The sequence below is a fragment of the Neorhizobium sp. 2083 genome (assembly GCF_031455615.1).
Classification (GTDB): Bacteria; Pseudomonadota; Alphaproteobacteria; order Rhizobiales; family Rhizobiaceae; genus Neorhizobium.
In genome coordinates this window covers 1-17,760 of record NZ_JAVDTC010000017.1, presented here as the reverse complement: position 1 = coordinate 17,760, position 17,760 = coordinate 1, and the positions used below count along the sequence as shown (strand labels likewise).

Sequence of the window (17,760 nt, the reverse complement as noted above, 5' to 3'; positions counted from 1 at the left end):
TCGATCAGCCGGTCACCGACGGTGCCGATCAGCAATGTCCCGTGGATGAGGTTGGCAAGGTCATAGAGCGCGTCGCGGCGATCCCACTTGCCGAGCACGGTTCCGCGATAAGGATCGACCGCCACCATGGTCGGCTGCTTGTTGACGTCCACACGAAACACCGCCGGCTGTTCCGGGGTTCTAGGAACGATGTACTGAACAAGCGAGCTTCCAGGGACTGCCGCGACGGCCGAATTTGCCTGCACCGAGACCGCGATGGTTTGCGCCGCCGGGACGACGGAATAGAGCTTCTCGCCATCACGGCCGACCAGGACGGAAGACCAGAGCATGATCAGGCCGGTTATCGCCAGCATAATCAGAAACGGCGCGACGTAGAGCCCGGCATAAAAGTGCCAGCGCCAGGCGGTGTTGTAGAAGGCTTTCGAAAAAGATGTTCCGGCCTTCGCTGCAGATGTGTCAGCGGTCAGTGTCATAGTGTCCTCTCTCGACGACGAGATGTTCCGGTGTAGGTTCAAGCCGCCTTGGCGGCATACTGGCTGGTGCCGGCAAGGGCTTCGAGCGCCTGCCGGTCACGGATGGTGATGATTTCCGGATGATCGAATGCGATCAGCCGCGCTCGCTTGAAGGCGCTGAACCGCCGGCTGACGGTTTCGAGCGTCAGGCCGAGCCAGTCGGCAATGTCGGCTCGCATCAGAGGAAGCGTGAAGGTTGTTTTGCCGCTGTTGGCCGGCATTCTTGATGGGCGAGCAAACTGGTCAGCCAGATCAAGGATAGCGGTAGCAACACGTTCGGTCGCGGTCTTGCGGCCAAGGAGCATTGCGTGCGCCTGGGCTCGCGAAAGCATCTGGCGCATGGCCCTGTCGATCGTGTCCTTTTCCAGGCTTGCGTCGATGAATTCAATCCGGCTCGACGTCAGCGAGATTGCCCGGCAATATCGCAGGTCGATGAGGGCGTCGCTAAGAATCCGTCCTGGTCCGAGAATGTCGAGGATCAGCCTGCGGCCGTTCGACAGTTCCTGATAAAGTGCGACACAGCCGTCGAGGATACGAAGCGTGGTGTTCGATCCCGATTGCGGCAACAAGATCGGCGACTGTGCGGCCAGGCACGTGTAGCGTGGTAGGGGGTCGTTCGTCGAGCTTTGACGACAATGAACAGGCGCAGCAATGCCTGCGGTCACGTTGATGAACATGGGATGTGATCCGGCAGCGCGCCGGCACATCCGTAGTCAACGGAATGTTTCCGGCGCAGACTGAAGAAACTGCCGCACGATGCGACAGCGGCTCAGGCGAGCAGGCCGGAGGGGGGACCGCGAGGGGCGGTATTGGGAGGGAAGAGCTGCCGGTAGAAGGCTTCGCTGCGAACCGGGACCATCCGCTCTGATTCACGGACTATCGGTGCGCCTGCCATGTCCGCCGGAGCAGGCAGGAGGACGGAGGCAGTCAGGCGGCAGGCTTCGCAGCCAGAACCAAGATCGTGTCCATCATGCTTCGTCTTGCCGTCTTCGGACGGGAGGCAAAGGACCGGAAGGGTGCCGTCAGGTAGTGTATAAGCGGCAAGCTCGCTTGCTGGAATGGAATGATAATCGAGGTTGAGAGGCTTGTGGGCAAACCCGACGAACAGCAGGGCGAGCACGCAAAGCGCGCGTACCACCCACTGTACAGAAAGGTTTGATCGCGTGACCAATGATTTCCCCTCGTGTCGAGCTGACACAGCCTCAACCATATCCGCATGCGTCGGACTGCTCAATGCGGCAATTCGTGCCTATGTGGAAAAGTTGATCGGCACTTGTCGATCTCTGACGTCATAGCTTGATCGAGACCGCCTTGTGCGAGGCCCGCTGCAGAAGGATCATTATCTGGTACAGGAAGACAGCGACATACGGAACGGATGCTGGAACCCACATCAGCAGCCCGGCATATTGCTGGTCTTCGAGAGCAGACAGGCCGAAGGCTTCGGTTGTCAGGAAATGCACCTGGTAAAGAGGACGTGGTGCAAACGTGACAAAGGCGCCCAAGACCGCCATCTGCAAGATGGTGCCGGCCGTAACCCCGAGGCTCAAGCCTGGCAGGTCTTGGTCGAGAATGTCTCGCCATAGCCAGAGTGCCGAAGCGAGCAACGGGATCTCCATGCTCCAGTATGGCAGGCTGCCCGACATTGCCCAGGCATAGGGCGCCGGCAGATGCCAAAGCCACAAGATGATCAGATGCGCAAAGAAGGAGAGGCCTGCCAGCGGCGGCCATCGCCAGGGTATCAGCGATGCCGCGATGGGGGCGGCAATCGAGGTGAGGACGATATGATGCAGTGACCTTGCCGAGAACAAGGCTGATGTCAGATTGCAAAGCGGTGATACGAATGCCGTCACCAACAGGAGCATCAGCACGCCGATCCGGATCGGAGAACGCCTCAAGGAATCGGTCAGCCACAAAGCGAAGGTCAGTCCGGCCAAGGCACACAGTAGAACCGGGTCGAAGTTCCAGGCCGCAAGAAGCCGGTCAGGCGTTGGCGCTGCGCCGCAATAAGGTTCGGTCGGCAGGCTCATGATCTGACACTCGCTTGGGATATCGGTGCTCAACCTGCCGAAGGTCCGGAAGTTCCAGCCGGCGTGCTTCGGTAGTCAGAGCTACCGGATATCCATCGACGAGGCGCAAAGGTCGCACCCGAAAAGGAAGTGACTTGCTCGAACGACTGAGGCATAGATTAGTTCGTGCCGATCGCGAGAGGTCGAATGGCGAAGCTCAGACCAGTTGGATGGAGGACAGTGCCCGTGCTCGTCGCGGCCTATCTGTTCGTTTTCCAGTTGGTGCTTGGCTCACTGGCATTGGCCAACGCTGCGGCGAACGCGATGCCGGTCGATGTGTTCGGCAATCCGCTCTGCATTAGTCATATCGAGAACAAGACAGATACCGATCATAAGGATGGGTCGAAGCCACTCGAATGCTGCACGCAGGCATGCAGCATGTTCGCGCCCCTCCTTGCGCCGCAGACTGTCGGGCAATTCATCGGCAATCCGCTGAAGCTGGTTGGCGAGCCTCTGCGGGTAGAGCGGTATATCGAGCCGCTCGATCGACCCGAGACCAAACCTGGAAGCCCTCGCGCACCGCCTTTCGGCATCTGAGAACCCGACAAGCAGGTCGACGTCCCCAGCATGACATAGGGTGGGATCATCAGGTTCCCGCATTCGAGCAATTTGACGGACTGTCCTGCGCCACCGCGATCGACCGCGGCTGCGGCCGTGATCGCTATTTCGATGACATCACAAATCAAACGGCAGACCAGATGGCTGCCGGCAATAAACCCGGCCGATGGGGAAGTCGGCAGTTCAAGGAGAGATTTATGTTGAAGAGACTGATCACAACCGCCGCTATCCTCGGCATCGGCAGCACCGCTGCGCTGGCGCATATCACGCTGGAAGGCCGTGAAGCAGCTGTCGGTTCGACCTACAAGGCCGTCCTGCGGGTTCCGCATGGCTGCGAAGGCAAGCCGACCAATACGGTCCGCGTCCAGATCCCGGAAGGTTTTTACGGCGTAAAGCCGCAGCCCAAGGCTGGCTGGAAGCTCGAAAAGGTCACGGGTCCTTATGCCAAGCCCTTCAACAACGGCCACACGACCGTGACCGAAGGCGTCAAGGAAGTCGTCTGGAGCGGCGGCAATCTCGGCGATGACGAATATGACGAGTTCGTTTTGCGCGGCACGATTTCCGCCGACCTGAAAGCTGGCGAGACTATGTACTTCCCGGTCGTGCAAGAATGCCCGGAAGGCGCGAAGGAACGCTGGATCGAAATTCCGAAGGACGGCCAGAAATCGTCCGATCTTGAACTTCCAGCCCCGGCGTTGAAGCTTCGCTAAGTGAGGCTTGGCAGAGGCAGGCGCGACACCGCCTGCCTCCGCGGAGTGGAGAATTTATCTCGATGCGATCGTCACACCCTCTTTCGCGCCTTTGTACCTGCCTTTTTCGGCAGGTCTTGCTGGTCGTTCTGCTGCTGTGTCCTATTCCAGCCACGGCACTCGCACATGCATCGCTGACCGCAACCGAACCACGCGATGGCTCCGTTGTCGCCGCGGCGCCCGCAGTCATGAACCTGTCGTTCAGCGAACCGGTCTCGGTGACGACGCTGCATCTGGCAAAACCCGATGGCACGTCCGTCAAGCTCGACAAATCCGTGCTGCGTGACCGCACACTGGAGATCACGCCGCCGGCGGATCTCGGCATCGGTACATACATCCTTTCGTGGCGGGTGGTTTCCGAGGACGGCCACCCGGTCGGTGGCTCGGTGGTGTTCTCCATTGGCCAGCCCAGTGCCCCGCCCGGCACGAGGGTGGAGGTGACTGATTGGTCTGTCAGGGCCGGTCTGTGGGTCGGCAAGGTGGGGCTTTACGTCGGCTTGTTTCTCGGTATCGGCGGTGTCTTCGCCATCTCGTGGTTCGCTGACGGCTCGCGCGAGGGCAGCAAAGCGATTCTTATCGCTCTTGGCCTAGGGCTTGCCGGGACGGTCTTGTCCGCCGGGTTTCAGGGGCTCGACACCCTCGGTGTGTCCGTCTCGAGCTTTCTGGATCCTGCACCGTGGGCCGCCGGCTTCGGGACCAGCTTCGGCCGAACCGTGGTCTTCATGATCGCAGCACTTGCTTTATCGGCGGTAGCGCTCGCCAGTAGACCCGGAGCAAGCGGACGCTGGATATCGCTTGGCGGTCTCGTTGCTGGCGCGTTCGCGTTGAGCCTCAGCGGCCATGCGAGTGCTGCCGAGCCGCAATGGCTGACCCGGCCTGCGGTCTTCTTGCATGCGCTGACAATTTCGGTCTGGGTCGGCGCCTTCATTCCTTTGTCCGGCAACTTCAATGCCAACACCTCGGTTCGCGTCGCATTGTTGCGCCTATTTTCCCGATCGATACCGTTTGCCGTAATGATCTTGGCGGTCGCCGGAGTTTACCTAGCTGTCGTCCAGGTCCGCGAATTCAGCGCGCTGTTGACGACAGCCTACGGCAATGTGCTGCTGATCAAGCTCGCGCTGCTATGCGCGCTTTTCCTGCTCGCTGCCCTTAATCGATGGAAGCTCACTACGCCGGTTCAACAAGGTGACCCTATCGCGATCCGAGCGTTCATGCGTTCCATCGTTGCCGAGACGATCATCGTGCTACTGGTATTTGGAGTGGCGTCTTCTTGGCGGTTTACGCCTCCGCCACGGGCGTTGCAGGTTGCCGCCGCCGAACCCGCATCGACCCATATTCATACCGACAAGGCCATGGCTGAGGTCACCATCACGCCAGGGCGCGCCGGCGTCGTCACCGCATCCGCGATGGTAATGACGGGGCACTTTTCTCCCCTCGGTGCGCAGGAAGTCTCGCTCGTTTTCTCCAATCCTGCAGCCGGGATCGAGCCGATCAAGCGCAAGGCATCCAAAGGCGACGACAGTACGTGGACGGTTCAGGATCTGACGCTTCCGCTCGCAGGGACCTGGAAAGTCAGGGTCGACATCCTGATCGACGACTTCAACCTCACCCGGCTGGACGGCGAAATCGAGCTCAAGCCTTGAAGACGCAAGGAGACCTGAAGCGCCTGCTTGCCATCGACACCAACACCTTCGGCCAGAGCAGAAGCGCAACCGTACCGCAGATCGCCAAGGCCGCACCTATCGCCGTCAACAAGCTCGGAACATGCGTTGCGAAATCATGCCAATCCGGGTTGACGGGCGATGCCGTATTGAATGTCGTGGCGCTGAAGGCGCAGAGCACCAGCGACGAGCTTCGGTTGATCATGTCGGCTTCAACATCATCGAACAAGGCAATCGCCTTGTCCTGCCAGATAGGTAGGTTGCGCATGCGGACCAGCATTTCCCGATCCGCAGCAAGATAAGCGTGGCTGCATTCATTGAGCGGGCTCGCCTCGTCCTCGATGCTGCGAGGAACTATGCCCCAGAGACAGCGAGCGTATTGTTCTCGGCTGAATTCCAGCAGTTTTCGGATTTCCGGATTCTTGACTGCGACCCAGGATGCAAGCGCATCGATCTCGCTACGGTGCTCTTCGATCACCGCCATCTGCCCATGCGAAAGTGACGGAATCGAAAGCCCGGTCATGTCCTTGGGAATGCGGAGGCTGTGAGCAAGGACCGGACCTGCGGACATCAGCAGCAGCAGGACAAATATTGCAGGGCTTGCAAATCGCACCGGTACGGTCCCAGATCTGTGGCTATCGCCACGTGAGCAAACGCCGAAGTCTAATATTGCTGTCGGCAACGATAGCCGGAATTTGTCGGCGGGATGCCAGCTTTTCCGAAACGAAGATAGCATGGATCCATACTTGGCTCGAAAAAGAAATCAGGACAACTGAATCACATCGTCGGCAACCGCGCGAACAAGGCGGCGATCATGGCTCGTTAGCACGAGGCTCATACGCCGCTCATCGACAAGTTGACGAAGCAGGTCGATGACTTGGCGTTGGACCAATGGATCGAGCCGCGAGGTCGGCTCGTCGGCGACCAGGCAAATGGGATCAAAGAGCAAGACGCGGGCAATGGCGATCCTCTGCAGCTCTCCACCCGATACCTCGTCTGGTCTCCGATCAAGAAGAGAGGGCGCTAGCTCCAGACGGTCAAGCAGCGGCGGCAAGTCACGTTCCATGTAATCCGGTGGCAGAACGGAGCGCAGGTCGGCAAATTGCCGGCGGAGCGCGCGTCCAGGCGCAAACGCCGAAGCGGGATCCTGATGCAGTTTTTGGTACCGTGGTCGATCTGGGTGCCGGCGGACACAATAGGGATCCGCGCCGTCATGCCACTTCACCTTGCCGGCCTGAGGCCGGGCCAAACCGAGAAACACGTTTCCGAGCATCGTCTTGCCACACCCACTCGGGCCGGTGATCGCCGCGATACTTCCTCTGTGAAGCGTCATGCTCAGATCATCGAATAGTATGCGACGTCCAACCCTGTAAGTCAGACAATCGGCATGGAGCACAGGATCTGTCTCACATGAGCCATTGGCGCCGCCCCAGTGTTCAGGATCTGCGTCAAGCCAGGCTTGCGTGTAGGCATGACGCGGTGAAGCGGTAACGACATTGACGTTCCCTTGCTCCAGCATCCGTCCATCCCGCAGCACGGCGAGCTCGCCCCCCAGGCCACGGGCTATCCGGACATCGTGTGTTATAGCGACCACCGCCCGTCCGTCATCGAGGATCTGGTTAAGACGCGCTATTGTTTCATCGACCCGATCGTCGTCAAGGCCCTTGGTCGGTTCGTCTGCAACAATCACCGACGCGTTGGTGGTTAAAGCGCCAGCGAGCAAGACGCGCTGTGCCATTCCGCCCGACAGCATGAAAGGATAATAACGCTCCACCTTGGGATCGAGGCTGACACTGGAGAGCGTGTCTCGTGCTCGTGCACGAGATTCATTTCCCGCCACCTGCGGCAGTACATGCATGGTGGGGTCGAGGGAAGAGCGCGGCTCCTGCGGGACCAGCGCCATATGGTGCGACCAGTAGCGTCGAAGTGCCTGGCGATCTGCAAGATCCACAGTCTCTCCATCGAATTCAATGCGACCGCGCGCCGTCAGTCCCTGAGGTAGTAGCCCAAGAACGGCCTGCGCGATCAGGCTTTTGCCGCTCCCAGTCTCTCCGATGAAAACGACAGCTCGTCCGCGGTCGACGGAGAAGTTGATCCGATCGACCAGCAGCATTCCAGACGCATCTGTGACCGTGAGGTTGGTCACGCGCAGCGCAGGTGACGTCATCGGACCTCCGCCAGCCGTTGCCCTGCAGCCATGCAAGATAGCACCGTGAGGAAGAGGGCGACGCATGGAGCGGCGATCTGGAATGGCGCTGCGTCCATGTAAGGCAAGAGCTCCGTAATCATCGCTCCCCACTCCGGGGTTGGGGGCTGTAGCCCAAGCCCCAGAAAACCTAATGAGGATATCGTCAAGACCGCGCCACCGAGGCTAAGTGTTGCAAGTGCGGTGGTTTGGGGAAGAATCCGGGGCATGACCTGTCGTAAGAGGATCCGCCATTCCGCAAGGCCTGCGATTCGTGAGCTTTCGATATGCGGCTCGGTCAGGACGGTTGCTGCAATGCTCTGGGTTATCCGTGCGAATTGTGGCCACTGCGCCAGCGAAATGCCAACAAGGACCGGGACCGCGCCGCCCCCCAACAGTCCAGCCAGCACCATGGCCAGAAGAAGACCTGGAAAGGCGAGCGCCAGGTCAGTAAGTCGCATCAAGGCGGCGTCAATCAAACGGTTCGAGGCTGCGGCCGTAAGGCCGATTATTGTGCCAACCGATGCGGCCACAACCATCGACGTCATGGCAATCCCAATCGAACGGGGCAGTGCGTGGATCAGACGGGCGAAGACGTCGCGCCCGAGATGGTCGGTCCCAAGAGGGAAGCGAAGCGATGGCGGCGTCAGCGCCAGCATCAAATCCTGGTGCAAGGGATCTCGATCGCCGACTGCAGCGACAATGCCAAGGGTCGTAGCCAACACCAGGCCGACGACCAGATATGGTTTGCGGTTAGCGGGACCCATGGCCTTGATCCACAAGACGAGGGTCGGGCCACATGCAAACGAGATCGGCCACGAGGCTGACGAGTGCATAGCTTGTGCCGATCAACAGCGCGCAGCCCATGACCACCGGCACGTCACGACCGAGCAACGCCCTCACGGTCGCATCGCCGATGCCAGGATAGTTGAACAACGTTTCAACGACGAAGAACCCATCCATGAGATAGGCAAACTGCAGCGCTGCGAAGGTGACGATTGGAACGCCCGCATTGCGAAGGCCATGGCGGACGAAGGCTCTGATACGATCGAAGCCACGCAGATGGGCGTAGGTCATATATGCCGCCTCCAGCACTTCGACGACGGCATTGCGTATAATACGCACGGACGGCGCCATCAGGCCGAGCGCCAACGTCACGGCCGGCAGGACCAGATGCTCAGGCCGACGATAACCGGCAGGCGGTAGCCAGCCGAGGGCGAGCACGAACACCGAAATCAATGCGATGCCGATCAGGAACGTTGGGAGCGAGGAAAAGGCTGCAGCCGCCAACGCAGTCACGCGGTCGATAATACCCTTGGGCTTCAGCCCTGCCGCAATTCCAAGCGGCAAGGCGAGGAGGTAGGAGAGCAGCCAGGCGATGACGGCCAGCCGCAAAGTATAGCTACCCGCCAGCAACAGCTCTTCGGCAACCGGTCGCCCAGACACAAAGGATCGGCCTATGTTTCCTGTGATGACGGAACCGAGCCAGTCGCCGTATTGCGCGAGAAGCGGGCGCGACAGCATCTCGGCGTCGCGGATCTGTGCGACCGCCTCTGGTGATGTGTTTTCTGCGCCAAGTCGGCTGACCGCGATCCTGAGCGCCATGTCGCCGGGTATCGCGTGGATCAGCACAAAGCAGATCGTGGCGAGAATCAAGGCGACGGCAATCGCCTCGAAGACACGCCGCAAGACAGCGCGCGGAACGGCATGACGGACCGCGCGCCGCATCGATCACTCCTTGATCGACAGATGGTTGAGCGGACGGGTCTGCATGACCGGATCTGCCACAAACCCTTGTAGCCGCTCCGAAACCGCGTATTTTTCATCGGTAAAGGTGATCGGAATGACCGGCAATTCGTCCTGCAGAATGTCTGCCATCTTGCGCTGCAGAGGCAGGCGGGCTGCAGGATCGGTCGTGCGATTATATTCCGCTACAGCTGCCCGCATGGCCTCGCTCTTCCAGCCCGTCGCTCCGGTGGCATCGGTACTCGGCGCATCGGTCGCGAAATCGCTCGTGAGCCGTGCGACCGGATCCGGGACCTGATAGATCATGGTGCGAATTCCAAGGCCGAGTTCCAGCGTCCCGTTGTTCTGCGCTTCTGGGATCAGGCTTGATTCCCCGACCTGAATAGTGAGGTCGAAACCTACTGCCTTGAGCTGGGCCTGGAGCGCCTCTGCAATGACGGGCAGGTAGGCACGTTGCGGGAAGGTTCGCATCATGCCCGCAAACTTGACGCCATTCTTTTCCCGAATGCCGTCAAGGCCGCGAGCCCAGCCCAGTTTGTCAAGGTTCGCGTTCGCTTGCGCCAGATCGAAGGTCTGGGGCTTGAAGTCGCTGAAGTGCCATCCCTTCATAGCGGGCGGAAAATACTGATTGGCGGCAAGTTCTGCGCTGCCCATGATCGTGCGGGCGATGGCGTCTCGGTTGACGGCGAGGCTGAGCGCTCGTCTGATTTCGACGTCCGCAAACTGAGGTTTTTTGACATTGATCAGCATCATCACGACACGCGGGACCGGCGCACGAACGATATGCGCTTCGCCAGAACGATCGACCCGCGATACAGCCGTGGTCGGGATTTCCAATACGAGGTCGCCTTCGCCCGCAAGCGCGATATTCACCCTGGTTTCGGGATTCGGTACGCCGTCCACGCGAACCCGCTCGATTTTTGCCCTTTTACCCCAATAGCCATCGTGCCGGACAAGATTGAGCCCCTGCGGTAGCTCGGCGCTTTCAATGCGGTACGGCCCGGTCGCGACGATGCTGGTGACCTCTCCACCTGGACCGAAGGATGACGGGGCCAAGACTGGAACGGCCGGGTCGAGCAAGTAGGCGAGTAGCGGGGCGAATGGTTGCTCCAGCGTGAACGTCACAGTGCTGTCACCAGCGGTGACGCTTTTTACCTTTGCATTTTTGATCAGGCTGCCGCGAGGAAGAAGCGCCGTAAAGGAAGCGGCCACGGCGCCTGGTGTCATATGACTGCCGTCATGAAAGGTGACGTCGCGACGCAGATGAAAGATCCATTGAAGCTCGTCGGCCGAGGTTTCCCATCGCTCGGCAAGTGCTGGCAGGGTGGCGGCCTCCGGGTTCGTCTGGACCAGGGTCTCCGTCACTCCGTTGGCCCGAAGCTGAAAACCTCCTGTCTGGGTGTCGAGCTTCTGAAGCTGGAAGGGCTCGACGACGCGCATTTCGTCCTGCGCGAACAACGAGACAGGTGCGCCAAACATAGCCGCGATCAACGCGGCTAACCAGATATTGCGAGACATGAGGATCACTCCGGGGCGATTGCGGTGAGAATGAAAAAGGTGATCGGCGTGTCTGGATCGTCGTAGACTGCGCCGTATGGATCGCCGGGCATCAGATGGCGCCAGCTTTCGACTCGACCGAACCCGGCGTCAGCCAGGAGGTGGCGAGCATCGGCCTCGGTCAGGCCATTATAGAAAGGGAGATCTGCGCCGAACTGATCGCGGCTGTCGTTCACGCGATGCCGAAACCAAAGCCCATCAGACAGCAGCAGCTTTCCGCCGGGTCGCAGGATCCTGCGCGCCAGTGCGAGCGCTGCCTGCGGGTTTTCAAGTGTCCAGAGAACGTTGCGAAGAGTGACGATATCGGCGCTCTCGGACGGCAACGCCGCTTCGTCCATTGTCTTGTTGATAAAATCGATGTCAATACCGGCTTCGATGGCGGCCGCCTTGGCATGGGAAAGCATCTCTAAAGAACCATCAACTGCAGTCGTTCGATGGCCAAGGCCGGCTGCTAGGAGCGCGCATGCACCCGTTCCCGATCCAAGGTCGACAACATCGCGTGATTCATCGCCCAACGCGGCACGGAATACGGCACGCCATGATGAGGCGTCGCGACGATGGGATGCGGTCCCATCGAATTTCCAGGCGCGAGCATTCCAATGGTCTGCCATATTGGCGGCAGTGATAGGGGAGACAAGTTGCATCCGGTCCTTTTCCTCCATTTGCCGTTTGGCAGCGGCAATCCGGAGGACGAACCAACTCATTCCTGTCAGGACAATGAGCCACGACGCCGCTCCGACGGCGCGCCCCGGCCATCGAGCTTCAATCTGTCGGGGCAGGTCTCCTGGCTCACGGTTCGTCGCCTTGTCCGCCTTCCCGGGGGCAATCCCAGTGGCTAGTTGGACTTGGCTCTCCGCTCACAGTTGCGGGGGCAGCTCCGGAATGGCCTTGCGGCGTACCGAATTCCCTCTTAGCCCCGACCGGCTCACACCGTCGGGGACCTCGACGGAAGGAGGCTTACCTGAAAGCGCCGAGGTGTCAACCGCATCTACAATTCAGGACGTATATTCAAGAACCATAGAAAACGACGAGTTGCTGTCAGGATTAAGTTCTCCTTCGGCTCTTAACGTTGGAAAAGCATATATCTCTGATCTGCATAAACTTTGAATCAAAGTTTGGATGGGTCGTAAGTTCGTACCCCTTCAAGGCGAATAGGTCGATCTAAAGCGCCCGATCCGGAAATCGTAAATGGGTATTTCCGTCGCCCCAACCGCAATCAGTTCGGCCATCACGTCGCCGACGCGCCCATGACCGGGAGACCGTCCTCGACATAGCCTTCGCAACCGGACCAGGTGCGGATGACGGACACATGGGCGAGCATCGGCAGGATCGGCAGTAGGGAGCGCAACTGGCCCGGCAGGCGGGCTGGGTCCGCTTTGGCATGGCCGGTCTCAAGCGGGACATCGGTGCGCTCGGCTCCGCCGCCGAAACCGATATTGCCGCGCTCGACCTGGCGCAGATAACCACCGCCGTGGTCATGCGCCCAGACGCCGACAACAGGCAGGATGCGATGCGGTAGCGGTTCCGTCACGCCCATCTGCGGACCTCTGGCGCGGATCGGTACCGTTTCACCAAACTGCGCCGATATCCGCGCGCCCCAGGCGCCGGCGGTATTCAGCAGGTTGGCGGCGGCATAAATGCCGTCGGAGGTTTTCACCTCGAAACCGTAGGCGCTCTTGCGTATCGCCTTCACGTCGACCTCCTCGACGATCCTAGCACCGTTGCGTCTTGCCGCATCGGCGAAGGCCGCTTACGGCTTGGGGCTGAACGACGACCCGGTGGTCTACGCCTTGGCGTCGCATTCTTTGGGCTGATCGCCCACGCTATTGCAGCGGTTGTCGCGTCGTTGGCGATAGCCGCGCAAAAAGGAGCTTTCGAGAGGTGACGTAAACGCAGTCATTCCGCCCGCGTCGAGCTATGCTGCAATAGGTAGGGTTTATTACCCCCGGGCTCCGCATGGCAGATGAGGGCGAACTCCAAGAGCGCGGCAAGGTCATCCGCAAACATTCATCCTGGTGGGCGTCGGTAAATTAAAAGCACTCGACGAAACGCTTCACTGACCACCAAGCGACTTGAGATAGGCGATGATGTCCGCCCGATCCTGATCCCTTGGAACGCTGAGGGTCATTCGCGTTCCGCGCACCGCCTTGGCTGGGCCTGCGAGATAGTTGTCAAGTGCATCTTCGGTCCAGATGATGCCAGAGTTTGAAAGTGCGGTGGAATAGGCATAGCCCTCGACGGACCCAGCTTTTCGCCCAACGACGCCGTTAAGGGAGGGCGCGGACTTCGTTTCGGGTTGAACCGAATGACACCCGGAACAACGGCTGAAGAGCTGCTGGCCCCGAAGCGGGTCGCCTGCGTCCGCGGCGGCTAGGCCAGGGATGCAGACCGTTGCGATGGACAAGATCGAACGTAGTGCATGTAGCATAGTCACGCTTTCAGCTCTTCTGGATTGACTGGCAATGTTCTGATGCGCTTGCCGGTCGCTGCAAAAATGGCATTGGTGACGGCAGGGAAGACGGCAGACGTCGCTGCCTCGCCTATCCCTCCGGGCGCTTCGGCACTTTGTACGATGTAAGTTTCCACGGGAGGGGCTTCATCGATGCGAAGCGGCAGATAGGTATCGAAATTGCTTTGCTCGACGCGGCCCTGGCTGAACGTGATGGCACCATAGAGAGCCGCAGTCAGCCCATAGAGCGCACCACCTTCCATCTGGGCGGCGATCGTATCCGGATTAACCGTCAGGCCGCAGTCGACCGCTGTGATGATGCGTTTCAGGCGAACCGTTCCATCTGTCGCAACCGACACATCGGCGATCATGGCGAGATAGGTTCCGAATGCGAACTGAACCGCGACGCCGCGGCCCTGCCGCCCAATCAAAACCTCACCCCATCCCGCCTTTTTTGCCGCGAGCTCAAGCACGGCCAGCGCGCGCGGATTTTCCGAGAGTAGCCGTCTGCGATAGTCGACGGGATCGGCCTTCGCCGCTGCAGCCAATTCGTCGATGAAACTCTCGACCACGAAGGTGTTGTGGGAAGGTCCGACACCTCGCCACCAGCTTGTGAGCACACCCTGCGGCTCCACCTGCTTGAATTCCACATGGATTGCGGGAAGCTTGTAAGGTGGATGGGCGGCACCCTCGACGCCGTCGGGATCGACACCATTTCGCATGGCGGCAGGTGCAATTCGCGCAAAAATCGAAGACCCGGAAACGCGGTGTCTCCAGGCGATCGGATTGCCTTCGGTATCGATGGCCCCTGATATCCGGTCGTAATAGTAGGGCCTGTAGTAGCCGTGCTGGATGTCTTCTTCTCTGCTCCAGATTATCTTTACTGGGCCTTTGACCTGTTTAGCAATCGTGACCGCATGCACAATGCCATCGACTTCGAGCCGTCGGCCGAAGCCGCCTCCGACGATGTGATTGTTGATGATGATCTTCTCAGGCGGCAGACCTGTAACTCCCGCGGTCGCCTGCTTCGCGGATGACATGTTCTGTGTCCCGACCCACAACTCGCAGGCATCCTCACGCAGATGAACGGTGCAATTCATCGGCTCCATGGCCGTATGGGCAAGGAACGGCAGTTGATACACGGCGTCGACCCGGACTGCAGCGGTGGAGAATGCCGCCGTCACGTCGCCCTCACTGCGCGCCACAGCCCCAGCTTGTTGCGACTGTTCTTCAAGTTGCCGGAGGATATCGGCCTGCGACACGGCACTATTTGGACCGTCCTCCCACTCAATTGTTGCCGCCTCAAGGCCCTTCTTGGCGGCGCCCGTATGGTCGGCAACCACCGCAACGGACGAGTCCGTGATGACCACCTGCTGAACACCCTTGACCGAAAGCGCCGCCCGCTCGTTTACCGACTTCGGCTTCCCGCCCAAGACAGGCGATATCGCGATGGCGGCAATCTTGGCACCGACGGGCGAGGCATCAATGCCATATTTCAGCGCGCCATTGATTTTCCCAGGCGTGTCGAGACGTTTCCTAGGTGTCCCGAGAAGCCTGAATTCAGAGGGCTGCCTCAACTTGATGGATTCCGCCGGAGGGATTGGAAGGGAACCGGCTCTATCGACCAGCTCACCATAGGCCCGTCTGGCCCTCCCATCCGGATGCAAAACGAAGCCGTCTTGCGTGCGACACAACGATACGTCGGCATTCCATTCCGTGGCTGCGACCTGCATCAGGAGCATTCGCGCAGTCGCACCGGCTGTTCGCAAGGGTGTCCAAAACGCACGGATGGATGTCGATCCGCCGGTCGTCTGGCGCCGAAGCATCGGATGTCCATAAAGTGTCTCGTTCACGGGCGCATGCTCGATTTTGACCTTGTCGAGCGCGACATCAAGCTCTTCGCAAAGCAGCATCGCCTGTGCGGTGTAAATACCTTGCCCCATTTCCACCTGAGGCATGACGAATGTCACGAGGCCCTTGCGGTCGATCCGGATGAACGCGTTCGGTACGAACTCCTCCGCGGCGAGGAGGCCATTTGCCCCAAATCCAAGATTTACGACGAGACCGCCGCCGAGCGCTGCGCTCGCCTTCAGGAAATTGCGTCGGTTCAAGGGCGAACCTGCCAAGTTGTTCGACATGATGTGTCTCCCTTTCACACGCTGGCCAGCTTGATGGCTGCGCGGATGCGCTGGTAGGTTCCGCATCGACAGACGTTCCCGGACATGGCGCCGTCGATGTCTTCGTCCGTCGGCTTCGGAATGTCAGACAGCAGTGAGGCGGCGGACATGAGCTGACCCGACTGGCAATAGCCGCATTGGGGCACGTCCAGCTCTATCCAAGCGTCCTGAAGCGCTTTCCCGTGGGCAAGCCTCTCAAGGGCTTCTATCGTCGTGATTTGCGTGTGGGCGACGCTATCGACCGGGGTGACGCAAGAACGGGTCGCAACGCCATCCACATGCACGGTGCAGGCGCCGCAAAGGGCTTGCCCACAGCCAAACTTCGTGCCCGTCATGCCAAGCACGTCGCGAATGACCCACAGCAGCGGCGTGTCGCCATCCACATCGACTGAATGGGGCCGCCCATTGATCTGGAGGGTGAATGCCATGCGTATGCTCCGTTGAAGACCTGAAGGTCGGAGGAACATGGCGCGTTTATTGTTGGGGATAAACTGATGTCCGCTACACTCGTTGTATAGCAAAGATAAACAATTGAGTGGTATCGCACACTAGCTGCGACCACGTCAGCATTCGCTGGCTCCGCACTTCGCCTCAGTCCGCGGAGGACCGCCTAAGCTCCGAACAGGCGTCGATGAAGGCACGCAGCTTTGGCTGCGACTGAGCCGCCTTGGTGAAATACAGGAACAGTCCGTCCGTCCCGGGTGAGTAGTCGAGTAGGACTGGTTCGAGCTGCCCAGCAGCGACCCTGTGCGAAGCGTGGTAGGTTGAGGAGTAAATCAGGCCCTGACCTCGTGCCGCAAGCCTTTGCATCAGCTCTCCGTCGTTGACGGTGACCGGACCTGTGGGCTCGATGCTGAGATTCTGCCCATTCTTGAGGAATTCCCAGCGGTAGATGTCGCCCTTCTCGGGACGACGAAACCGAATGCAGTTGTGTCTGGCGAGATCCGCCGGGGCCATGGGGCGACCATGCTTGCGGAAATACTCCGGAGACCCGAATACGGCCCAATGGAAGTGTGGAGAGAGCCTGACCGCAATCATGTCCTGAGCGATATAGGGGCCGATTATGATTCCGGCATCATAGCCGCCCGCCATGAAATCATGATGTCTATTGGAGATCGTGATATCGACCTTGACCTTGGGCCAAGCGGCACAAAAATCGGGCAGAACCGGCTCGATGACGAACGGCACGGCGAGGCGTTCGACGATGAGCTTCAAGGTCCCGGAAGGTTCCTGAGAGGCGCCTGACGCCTGGACAAGGCTGGCCTCGATCGCCTCCGCGGCCGGCGCAACTTCCGCCATCAGCGCTTCCCCGGCCTCCGTCAGGGAGATCCGTCGCGTTGTTCGGTGAAAAAGCGGAGTGCCCAATCGGCGCTCCAGCTTTTGCAGCGCCTGGCTGACAGCTCCCGGGGTCACCTCGAGGTCCAGAGCGGCTTTCCGAACGCTTTGCCTGTTCGCGACTGCCAGGAATTCAGCCAATCCATCAAATGGGTTCTGACAGGCCATATCTCCTCCTCATAGACGCATGCCAGAACTGCAGTCACTCAACGATATGGCTACATGTGATGGAGGACCAATCGCAACTGAAATTTGATTTGTTTACAATTGTCGCTGACCCATATAGCGGAAGCGCCTGGAGCGATCGCGGTCGCGGGGATCCGGGCGGGGAATGGCCGAGATGAGCGCCTGGGTATAGGGGTGGTCCGGCGCGTTGCAGACCTTGTCCGCCTCACCCATTTCGACGAGCTTGCCGCGATACATGACACCCACCCGGTCGCACATATAGCGAATGACGCCGATGTCGTGGCTGATGAAGATATAGGCGAGGCCGAGCTCGTCCTGCAGCCGCATCAGAAGATCGAGCACCTGGAAGCGCACGGAAACGTCGAGCGCCGAAGTCGCCTCGTCGGCAACGATGATGCGGGGGTTGAGCGTGATCGCCCGGGCGATGCCGATGCGCTGACGCTGTCCGCCCGAAAACGCGTGCGGGTAACGCTCGCGCCCGGCAGGATCGAGGCCGACCTGATCCATCAGGTGGCAGACCCGCTCGTCGAGCTCCCTGCCGCGGGCGATGCCGTTGACCAGCAGCGGTTCGCCGATCAC

The 17,760-nt window shown here is 59.9% G+C and carries 19 protein-coding genes and 1 riboswitch; of the genes, 3 read left to right on the top strand and 16 right to left on the bottom strand.

From position 1 onward, the window contains the following. The 4 genes from J2X76_RS31335 to J2X76_RS31320 all read right to left on the bottom strand — a co-directional run. A partial coding sequence (locus J2X76_RS31335) for a PepSY domain-containing protein (protein WP_310221830.1) occupies positions 1 to 473 on the bottom strand: 473 nt, incomplete at its 3' end. 38 nt (positions 474 to 511) lie between these two features. Further along, positions 512 to 1,189: a helix-turn-helix domain-containing protein gene (locus J2X76_RS31330; protein ID WP_310221828.1), complete on the bottom strand. Its 678-nt coding sequence runs from the start codon at positions 1,187 to 1,189 to the stop codon at positions 512 to 514. A gap of 92 nt (positions 1,190 to 1,281) precedes the next feature. Continuing rightward, positions 1,282 to 1,683 (bottom strand): hypothetical protein, encoded by a 402-nt coding sequence (locus J2X76_RS31325; protein WP_310221826.1) that lies wholly within the window; start codon positions 1,681 to 1,683, stop codon positions 1,282 to 1,284. Between the two features lie 118 nt (positions 1,684 to 1,801). Next, positions 1,802 to 2,539 (bottom strand): cytochrome c oxidase assembly protein, encoded by a 738-nt coding sequence (locus J2X76_RS31320; protein WP_310221824.1) that lies wholly within the window; start codon positions 2,537 to 2,539, stop codon positions 1,802 to 1,804. 225 nt (positions 2,540 to 2,764) lie between these two features. On the opposite strand from J2X76_RS31320, the gene J2X76_RS31315 reads away from it, so the two are divergent. The 3 genes from J2X76_RS31315 to J2X76_RS31305 all read left to right on the top strand — a co-directional run bounded on the left by J2X76_RS31315 (position 2,765) and on the right by J2X76_RS31305 (position 5,528). Next, on the top strand, positions 2,765 to 3,115 hold the full coding sequence (locus tag J2X76_RS31315; RefSeq protein ID WP_310221823.1) for a hypothetical protein: 351 nt from the start codon (positions 2,765 to 2,767) through the stop codon (positions 3,113 to 3,115). Between the two features lie 218 nt (positions 3,116 to 3,333). Beyond that, positions 3,334 to 3,846, top strand: coding sequence for a DUF1775 domain-containing protein (locus J2X76_RS31310; RefSeq protein ID WP_310221822.1), 513 nt, complete (start codon positions 3,334 to 3,336; stop codon positions 3,844 to 3,846). A 62-nt stretch (positions 3,847 to 3,908) separates the two neighbouring features. After that, positions 3,909 to 5,528 carry a copper resistance CopC/CopD family protein gene (locus tag J2X76_RS31305; protein WP_310221821.1) on the top strand — a complete coding sequence of 540 codons (1,620 nt, stop codon included), beginning with the start codon at positions 3,909 to 3,911 and terminating at the stop codon, positions 5,526 to 5,528. Here J2X76_RS31305 and J2X76_RS31300 read toward each other — a convergent pair. From J2X76_RS31300 to J2X76_RS31250, 12 genes are all read right to left on the bottom strand, one after another. Beyond that, complete coding sequence (locus J2X76_RS31300; RefSeq protein WP_310221819.1) at positions 5,518 to 6,030, bottom strand: hypothetical protein; 513 nt, start codon at positions 6,028 to 6,030, stop codon at positions 5,518 to 5,520. The genes J2X76_RS31305 and J2X76_RS31300 overlap by 11 nt on opposite strands. 279 nt (positions 6,031 to 6,309) lie before the next feature. After that, complete coding sequence (locus J2X76_RS31295) at positions 6,310 to 7,713, bottom strand: ATP-binding cassette domain-containing protein (protein ID WP_310221818.1); 1,404 nt, start codon at positions 7,711 to 7,713, stop codon at positions 6,310 to 6,312. Next, positions 7,710 to 8,498 (bottom strand): ABC transporter permease, encoded by a 789-nt coding sequence (locus J2X76_RS31290; RefSeq protein WP_310221816.1) that lies wholly within the window; start codon positions 8,496 to 8,498, stop codon positions 7,710 to 7,712. Before J2X76_RS31290 ends, J2X76_RS31295 begins: the two co-directional genes overlap by 4 nt. Further along, positions 8,485 to 9,459: an ABC transporter permease gene (locus tag J2X76_RS31285; protein ID WP_310221814.1), complete on the bottom strand. Its 975-nt coding sequence runs from the start codon at positions 9,457 to 9,459 to the stop codon at positions 8,485 to 8,487. The genes J2X76_RS31290 and J2X76_RS31285 overlap by 14 nt, the downstream gene beginning before the upstream one ends. A gap of 3 nt (positions 9,460 to 9,462) precedes the next feature. After that, positions 9,463 to 10,995 (bottom strand): ABC transporter substrate-binding protein, encoded by a 1,533-nt coding sequence (locus J2X76_RS31280; protein ID WP_310221813.1) that lies wholly within the window; start codon positions 10,993 to 10,995, stop codon positions 9,463 to 9,465. Between the two features lie 5 nt (positions 10,996 to 11,000). Continuing rightward, positions 11,001 to 11,678: a class I SAM-dependent methyltransferase gene (locus tag J2X76_RS31275; RefSeq protein WP_310221811.1), complete on the bottom strand. Its 678-nt coding sequence runs from the start codon at positions 11,676 to 11,678 to the stop codon at positions 11,001 to 11,003. A gap of 112 nt (positions 11,679 to 11,790) precedes the next feature. Continuing rightward, a riboswitch (cobalamin riboswitch) is annotated at positions 11,791 to 11,994 on the bottom strand. A gap of 268 nt (positions 11,995 to 12,262) precedes the next feature. Then, positions 12,263 to 12,727 carry an FAD-binding oxidoreductase gene (locus J2X76_RS31270; protein WP_310221809.1) on the bottom strand — a complete coding sequence of 155 codons (465 nt, stop codon included), beginning with the start codon at positions 12,725 to 12,727 and terminating at the stop codon, positions 12,263 to 12,265. 360 nt (positions 12,728 to 13,087) lie between these two features. Continuing rightward, positions 13,088 to 13,462 (bottom strand): c-type cytochrome, encoded by a 375-nt coding sequence (locus J2X76_RS31715; protein WP_405030134.1) that lies wholly within the window; start codon positions 13,460 to 13,462, stop codon positions 13,088 to 13,090. Between the two features lie 2 nt (positions 13,463 to 13,464). Next, on the bottom strand, positions 13,465 to 15,621 hold the full coding sequence (locus tag J2X76_RS31265) for a molybdopterin cofactor-binding domain-containing protein (RefSeq protein WP_310221807.1): 2,157 nt from the start codon (positions 15,619 to 15,621) through the stop codon (positions 13,465 to 13,467). A gap of 14 nt (positions 15,622 to 15,635) precedes the next feature. Continuing rightward, entirely contained in the window at positions 15,636 to 16,088 is a 453-nt protein-coding gene (locus tag J2X76_RS31260) for a 2Fe-2S iron-sulfur cluster-binding protein (RefSeq protein WP_310221805.1), read from the bottom strand. 163 nt (positions 16,089 to 16,251) lie between these two features. Further along, a complete protein-coding gene (locus J2X76_RS31255) occupies positions 16,252 to 17,163 on the bottom strand; it encodes a LysR family transcriptional regulator (RefSeq protein ID WP_310221803.1) in 912 nt (303 codons plus the stop codon). Between the two features lie 93 nt (positions 17,164 to 17,256). Beyond that, positions 17,257 to 17,760, bottom strand: a 504-nt coding sequence (locus tag J2X76_RS31250; RefSeq protein WP_310221801.1) for an ABC transporter ATP-binding protein, incomplete at its 5' end; no start/stop codon positions are given.

Bases quoted from the DNA above. Each gene is read 5' to 3' on its own strand.
- J2X76_RS31320 (WP_310221824.1), bottom strand. From the start codon at position 2,539: ATGAGCCTGCCGACCGAACCTTATTGCGGCGCAGCGCCAACGCCTGAC.
- J2X76_RS31265 (WP_310221807.1), bottom strand. From the start codon at position 15,621: ATGTCGAACAACTTGGCAGGTTCGCCCTTGAACCGACGCAATTTCCTG.
- J2X76_RS31255 (WP_310221803.1), bottom strand. From the start codon at position 17,163: ATGGCCTGTCAGAACCCATTTGATGGATTGGCTGAATTCCTGGCAGTC.
- J2X76_RS31275 (WP_310221811.1), bottom strand. From the start codon at position 11,678: ATGCAACTTGTCTCCCCTATCACTGCCGCCAATATGGCAGACCATTGG.
- J2X76_RS31280 (WP_310221813.1), bottom strand. From the start codon at position 10,995: ATGTCTCGCAATATCTGGTTAGCCGCGTTGATCGCGGCTATGTTTGGC.
- J2X76_RS31300 (WP_310221819.1), bottom strand. From the start codon at position 6,030: ATGGCGGTGATCGAAGAGCACCGTAGCGAGATCGATGCGCTTGCATCC.
- J2X76_RS31295 (WP_310221818.1), bottom strand. From the start codon at position 7,713: ATGACGTCACCTGCGCTGCGCGTGACCAACCTCACGGTCACAGATGCG.
- J2X76_RS31260 (WP_310221805.1), bottom strand. From the start codon at position 16,088: ATGGCATTCACCCTCCAGATCAATGGGCGGCCCCATTCAGTCGATGTG.
- J2X76_RS31305 (WP_310221821.1), top strand. From the start codon at position 3,909: ATGCGATCGTCACACCCTCTTTCGCGCCTTTGTACCTGCCTTTTTCGG.
- J2X76_RS31285 (WP_310221814.1), bottom strand. From the start codon at position 9,459: ATGCGGCGCGCGGTCCGTCATGCCGTTCCGCGCGCTGTCTTGCGGCGT.
- J2X76_RS31290 (WP_310221816.1), bottom strand. From the start codon at position 8,498: ATGGGTCCCGCTAACCGCAAACCATATCTGGTCGTCGGCCTGGTGTTG.
- J2X76_RS31310 (WP_310221822.1), top strand. From the start codon at position 3,334: ATGTTGAAGAGACTGATCACAACCGCCGCTATCCTCGGCATCGGCAGC.
- J2X76_RS31330 (WP_310221828.1), bottom strand. From the start codon at position 1,189: ATGTTCATCAACGTGACCGCAGGCATTGCTGCGCCTGTTCATTGTCGT.
- J2X76_RS31715 (WP_405030134.1), bottom strand. From the start codon at position 13,462: ATGCTACATGCACTACGTTCGATCTTGTCCATCGCAACGGTCTGCATC.